This is a genomic window from Nostoc sp. 'Peltigera membranacea cyanobiont' 232 (genome assembly GCF_002245985.1).
Lineage (GTDB): Bacteria > Cyanobacteriota > Cyanobacteriia > Cyanobacteriales > Nostocaceae > Nostoc.
In genome coordinates this window covers 1-6,482 of sequence record NZ_NOLK01000257.1, presented here as the reverse complement: position 1 = coordinate 6,482, position 6,482 = coordinate 1, and the positions used below count along the sequence as shown (strand labels likewise).

5 protein-coding genes and 1 pseudogene are annotated in these 6,482 nt (G+C 41.1%); 5 read left to right on the top strand and 1 reads right to left on the bottom strand.

Features of this window, described 5'->3' with window-relative positions; translation table 11 throughout:
- The 5 genes and pseudogenes from pgmB to CDG79_RS38160 all read left to right on the top strand — a co-directional run.
- On the top strand, nt 1-700 hold a 700-nt coding region (gene pgmB, locus CDG79_RS38175; protein WP_094346719.1), incomplete at its 5' end, for a beta-phosphoglucomutase.
- Between the two features lie 223 nt (nt 701-923).
- Nucleotides 924-2,273: a PAS domain-containing sensor histidine kinase gene (locus tag CDG79_RS38170; RefSeq protein WP_094346718.1), complete on the top strand. Its 1,350-nt coding sequence runs from the start codon at nt 924-926 to the stop codon at nt 2,271-2,273.
- 307 nt (nt 2,274-2,580) lie between these two features.
- Complete coding sequence (locus CDG79_RS38165; protein WP_094346717.1) at nt 2,581-3,018, top strand: RrF2 family transcriptional regulator; 438 nt, start codon at nt 2,581-2,583, stop codon at nt 3,016-3,018.
- Between the two features lie 189 nt (nt 3,019-3,207).
- Nucleotides 3,208-3,330, top strand: a pseudogene (locus CDG79_RS44530) (IS630-like element ISAva6 family transposase); the annotation flags it as partial.
- 569 nt (nt 3,331-3,899) lie between these two features.
- Nucleotides 3,900-5,252, top strand: a complete 1,353-nt coding sequence (locus CDG79_RS38160; RefSeq protein ID WP_223278600.1) for an ATP-binding protein — start codon at nt 3,900-3,902, stop codon at nt 5,250-5,252.
- Nucleotides 5,253-5,326: 74 nt separating this feature from the next.
- Here the strand turns inward: CDG79_RS38160 and CDG79_RS38155 are convergent, their stop codons facing one another.
- Complete coding sequence (locus tag CDG79_RS38155; protein ID WP_094346715.1) at nt 5,327-6,430, bottom strand: AI-2E family transporter; 1,104 nt, start codon at nt 6,428-6,430, stop codon at nt 5,327-5,329.
- Nucleotides 6,431-6,482: the final 52 nt, after the last annotated feature.

Sequence of the window (6,482 nt, the reverse complement as noted above, 5' to 3'; positions counted from 1 at the left end):
CCCCAATCCCCAATCCCCCAACATCCAAGGATTCATCTTCGATTTAGATGGTGTGCTAACAGATACAGCAGAACTTCATTATCTAGCTTGGAAGAAGTTGGCAGATGAAGAGGGTATATCATTTAATCGCCAGGATAACGAAGCGCTGCGGGGTGTATCTCGCCGTGCTTCCCTCATGCTGATTCTTGGGGATAGACCATATACAGAAGCTCAAATCCTAGAGATGATGGAGCGCAAAAATCAATACTATGTGGAATTGATTCAAAATATGACATCCAAGGATTTGTTACCAGGTGCGATCGCTCTTTTGGATGAACTGCGACAAGCTGGGATTAAAATCGGCATTGGTTCAGCTAGTAAAAATGCCCAGACAGTAATTGAGCGATTGGGCATTGCTGATAAAGTAGATGCGATCGCGGACGGTTATAGCGTACAGCAACCTAAGCCCGCACCCGACTTATTTTTGTACGCAGCCCAGCAGCTAGAAATCGAACCAGTGCAATCTGTAGTTGTAGAAGATGCCGCAGCAGGCGTTGAGGCGGCTCTAGCTGCTGGAATGTGGGCAGTAGGACTTGGCCCCGTTGAACGAGTTGGAGCCGCTCATGTTGTATTACCCAGCCTAGCAGGTATCAAATGGGCAGATTTAAGAACCAAATTGAGTGACATTGCCAGACAAAAATATTCAGGGACTTCCAAATAAAATTTATTAAACCAATAGCATCAAAATTAAATTCAAGCGATGAAATTGATAACTAAAAGAATGTAGAGATGTCGCAATGCTGCGTCTCTACAAGGTTTATGGATAAAGCATATTTCATATTTGGAGATGTCTAATTAACTGCTGAACAGCAAAAGCTAAGATCGTCCCAGTAGAGAATCTCAAATAAAACCCAACTTTAGAGATCCAAATTAGGAGTGAGAGCGTGAATTTGGACGATTTAGCCTTACAGATCCAGAATATGCGTCAGCGCATTGCCCTTTTGCAACGCCAGAGTGAACAGCAAAAAGCACAGGAAGATATTGAACTCGTCACAGATGTATTCAAGGAACTCTACCTAGCTTTGGAAGAAATGCAAATAGCTAATGAAGACTTACAGCAACAGAATGAAGAATTATCCAGCGCTCAACAGTCATTAATAGCACAAGGTCAACGCTACCAGGAACTGTTTGAGGAAGTACCAGATGCCTATTTAGTAACCGATCCAAAAGGAGTAATTCAAGAAGCTAATTCTGCCGCCCATACTCTGTTGAACATCTCAAAGAATTTCTTGTTGGGCAAACCTCTTGCAAATTTTGTGCTTGAGAAAGAACTAATTGCTTTTCATTTGAAACTGAATCATCTACGCGATCGCGCCGCAATTCCAAACTGGAAAATGCAAGAGTGGGAAGTAAACCTGCGACCGCGTGACAAAACATCCATTATGGTAGCAGTGAAGGTAGCTGCTATCCGTAATCAACAAGGTAACTTAGTTGGACTGCGGTGGCTATTGCGGGATATTAGCGAAAGCAAGCGCACCCAAGCCAAGCTGGAATGGGCAGAAGAGGCGATGCGACAAGCGCTTGCCAAAGAAAGAGAGTTTAGTGAACTTAAATCCCGCTTGCTCACTACCACCTCCCATGAGTTTCGCAACCCCTTGGCTACCATCCACTCTTCTGCGGAACTACTAGAACATTATCGCCATCTATGGAGCGACGAGCGACAACAGATTCACCTGCGTCGCATTCAAACATCTGTTATGCATATAACCCAGTTGCTGAATGATGTATCAGTGCTGAATCAAGATGAAACAGGCAAGTTAGAGTTTAATCCCACACCTCTAAATTTGGTGGAATTTTGCCGCGATCTATTAGAAGAGTTAAAACAGAGCGATCGCTCCCAACATGCGATCGTTTTTAGCAGTGAGTGCCAATGCACCCCAGCTAACTTAGACGCTAAACTACTGCGGCAAATCTTAAGTAATTTATTGTCGAATTGTCTAAAATACTCTCCCATTGGTAGCACAGTTAAGTTTTCTGTCACCACTGCTAACGATCGAGCTATATTCCAAACTCAAGATTCTGGTATTGGCATTCCTGCTCCTGACATTGAACACATCTTTGAACCCTTCCATCGTGCCAGTAATACAGGTAATATCCCAGGAATGGGATTAGGGATGTCCATCGTCAAGCAGGCTGTAGATTTACATAGCGGCAAGATTATTGTCGAAAGTGCGATCGGTACAGGAACTACCTTTACAGTCATTCTGCCATTTTCGAGAAATTTGTATGTGTAACGGTTTGCACTAATGCTGCTTTTATCTCTGATTGGGTTTGCTATTAATTTTTGTTGCTTTCTAATGGATTGAAACCAAGACAGAGTAATTCTTTGAGTCAATTCAACCTCAAGAAGACTGGAGAATAATCAATCACTTTTATTTATTGAATTAAAAATAAAATATAGTTGCTTCTATGCTTGAAGGTCTTTAAAGTAGAGTTAGCCGGTCAACAATAAGTTGATTGTAAAGTTTTTCTTAACAATAGCTTAGGGAAACAAACTTAAGAACTTTGTATATTTAAGTGTGAGTTTAAAATATTACGCCTGTGGTAATCTCTAACAAATCAGAATACGCACTTCTAGCCCTGTTAGAGTTAGCAGCCTGCTACCCTAACGGTGAAGCCCTACAAATTCGAGAAATAGCGGTCTTACAAGACATACCAAACCGCTATTTGGAACAACTCCTGGCAACATTAAGGCGTGGAGGCTTAATTAAGAGTATACGCGGAGCCAAAGGTGGCTATGTTCTGGCACGAGACCCTGGAAAAATTACAGTGTTGGATGCTTTTAGCTGCATGGAAGGGTCAGATATTGCTGTATCTGATGATGAGCCGACTCCCAACACGGTAGAAGGTGAGCTAATTCAGGAAGTCTGGCAGGAAGCACGTCAGGCTGCTAACTCCGTTTTGGAAAAATATACACTCCAAGACCTTTGTGACCGAAGATCGATCCGAAAGCAAAAAGAACTCATGTATTACATTTAGAAAGGATGAAGTGGTAAAATTGTCATCCTTAGCTCGACTTTATCCATTTTTCTCAATGCAATGACCCTTTAAAGCATTGCAAGGTAGTGCGATCGCAAACAAATTTGGGTTTCAGTTTCACTGCATTCATAAAATTTAAAAGGTAAAGATAGTTTCTAGCGTTGAGAGGCTCTCCATCGCCCTATTTAGCAGTGGTTGTACACCTATGGCTTTGTCCAGCCAAACACGGGTGAGAGTTGCTTTTTTATCTTGCCCAGAGTCAATACAAAGGTCATGCAAATTGCCTTGAATACCTTTGTCCAACAAGTCAATAAAAAGTAATAAGACCTAGAACTAAAATTATTCTTATTTAATAGTTGAAGAAGAATTCAGAAGTCAGAATGGGCTAAACCTTAGCTACCCGCTAACAGGAGTCAGAATCAAGACGCTCTCTACGAGACGCTGCGCTTCCCCGCAGGGGTACGCGGACTCGCTTGCCGCCGGCGCTATCAGTCGGGGATTCAGACCCGCGACTGTGTTGTTGACCACCAAATTTTCAATTTGGTGTGGGTCTTAAACCCATTTATTTATCCGCTTTTTCGGTCACAATTCATTCTGTTAGCGGATAGCTAAGGTTTAGCCCATTCTGACTCCTGAATTCTGTTTCGATAAATGGCTAGATTGAATTTCTAAGTTACCAAATTCACTAATAGTTAAACATCTACGCAGTCATCAAAATATTGGATTTGCCGAGGTACTCTATATTCCCACATCCACACTGTGAATTTTGGACAGCAATCTGGGAAAGATAAGTTTGTAACGATTGATGAACTTTGAAATTATAGAGACGGGTATTCATAATGTTACCAGAAATATTACTTCGGCAGTCAAGACATGAGAGTATGCCCATTATTGGTGGTACAACAAAAGCTGATGAACCGAACTTGCAATTAGAATCAACTTTGCAGGAATTACCCTCTTGGCAAGTTCACATCGAAGTAGAGCGTCCCGGCAATGATTTAGCTATTCTCTTTAAGCAAGAGCCTTTACTACCAGGAATTATCCTCAATAATAATCAACAATATGTGGGGATGATTTCACGGCGGAAATTTTTTGAGCAGATGAGCTATCCCTACAGTTTGGCACTATTTTCCATAAAACCGATTAGAATTCTTTACAAGTTTTTCCAGACAGAGATATTAGTCTTTTCTGAAGATACGCTCATTGTCAATGCTACTCAGGCAACTTTACAACAACCACTCCAAATCACCTATGAGCCGATTTTAGTTAAAACTACGTCTGGAAAATATAAGGTGGTTGATTTTCATCAATTACTCTTAGCCTACTCCCAAATTCATGTATTAACACTCCTTCACCTACAGCAAGTAGAAGAACAATCTAGAATTGCCAAAGCAGGCTTTTGCGATCTTCAGCAAAACTATACGCGATTAATTCAAAATGAAAAGATGGCTGCATTAGGACAACTCGTTGCCGGTATTGCCCACGAAATCAATAACCCTGTCAACTTTATTGCTGGGAACCTTGTCCACGCCATCGAATATAGTCAAAATATACTCAATCTCATTAGATTATACCAACAATGTTATCCCGAACCAGAAGCGGAAATTAAAACTGCGATCGCACAAATTGAACTGGATTTTTTAACTACCGATCTCCCCCGTCTTCTCACTTCTATGGAGGTTGGTACCAGGCGAATCGAGCAAATTATTCTTTCCTTACGAAACTTTTCTCGTCTGGATGAATCTGACAAAAAATTAGTTGATATCCATGAAGGTATTGATAGCACCCTAGTAATTTTACAAAGTCGTCTCCAAAATCACCAAATCGGTAAAAGCATCAACATAATTAAAGAATATGGCGAGCTTCCCCAAGTAGAATGCTACGCCGGGTTACTTAATCAGGTATTTATGAATATTTTGGCAAATGCTATTGATGCTCTCGAAGAGTCATTATTAATAGATAAAGGAAAAATTTGCATTCGGACTCAATTAACCAATGACAATCAAGTAATTATTCGCATTTCCGATAATGGCCCTGGCATTCCAGAGAGTTTGCAAAAGCGATTATTCGATCCATTTTTCACAACTAAACCCGTTGGGAAAGGAACTGGATTAGGTCTATCTATCAGCTATCAAATTGTTGTGGAAAAACACGGTGGTCAGTTGGAGTGCATATCGGTTTTTGGCAAAGGAACTGAGTTCGCGATCGCAATTCCAGTTCACCTAAATTCTTAACTTATTTATAAAAAGGAGCCGCAAAAAATTAGGACGAAAACAATCAGCAGTTTTCTTCACTTACATATTTAATTCTAACTATAAGTTCCTGCTTTTTCACTTGTTACCGTAACAGGCTCTGACACAATATCATCTATTTTATTAAACTCTCCAGCCCGCCAACTATCTGTTGTACCCTTGATAAAACTGGCAATTGGGATTGCAATTAGCAAACCCAGCACTCCTCCTAATTTTGCCCCCAACAGCAAAGAAATCACCACCCACACGGGATTTAAACCAGTCAAATTACCAAGAATTCGAGGTGCAACAAAATTAGAATTAACTTGGTCGATTGCAACAGCTACACCTAAAACTTCAACTCCTAACCAAAAGTTTTGCAACGCCACCAAAAGACTGACTATAGCAATACCTACTCCTGTACCAAAAGGGAAGAGAGAAAACAAACCAATCCCGATGCCAAAAAGCAAAGCCAGGGGAACTTGCAGCGCCACAAATGCCAGTGTAATTGTCACACCTAACACGGCTCCCAATGTTGCTTGACCGATAAAGTAATTCTGAAAATCCTCTCGCAGTAATTCCCGCAATCTTAACCCAATGTTATGGGGAAACCACTGAAATATTCCGTCCCAAAGACGCTCGCCGTTTAATATTAGATAGACAGTCAGCACTACCGCCAGTAGCACGTTGAGAACAATACCAATAGTATCGACGGCAAAACCAAGGATTCTACCAGTAAAGGACTGAAGTTGGTTAGATAATCGATCGAGAACTTGGGTAAATAAACCACTTAAATTAATGGGAAGCTGTTGTTGACTTAACGCCCAATCCTGGAAGGCTTGCAGTTGCTGAGTTCCAGAATCAATCCAACTGGGCAAAATATTGGCTAGCTCGTTGAGTTGCTGGATAATCAGCGGAACCAAGGTGATGCCTAAAGCGACTAAAATCACTAGAGTTAAAAGCAACACTCCTGCGATCGCTAAATTACGTTTTACCCCTTGTTCTTGCAAAAACTGGATGGGATAGTTCAAGACGAAAGCCAGTAGGATGGCGGCGGCGATAATGCTGACCAAGGGTTGAAAATACTGTACAACCTGGATTAATAGCCAACCGTTGAGAATAGCAATAGGAAATGCCAATCCTATAGTTAACCATCGCGGTAGTTTGTTTGCTGATTGCATTATGTGATTACTCCACAAGAGTTATAACTTTATTTTGGCTTCTAGGATTGGG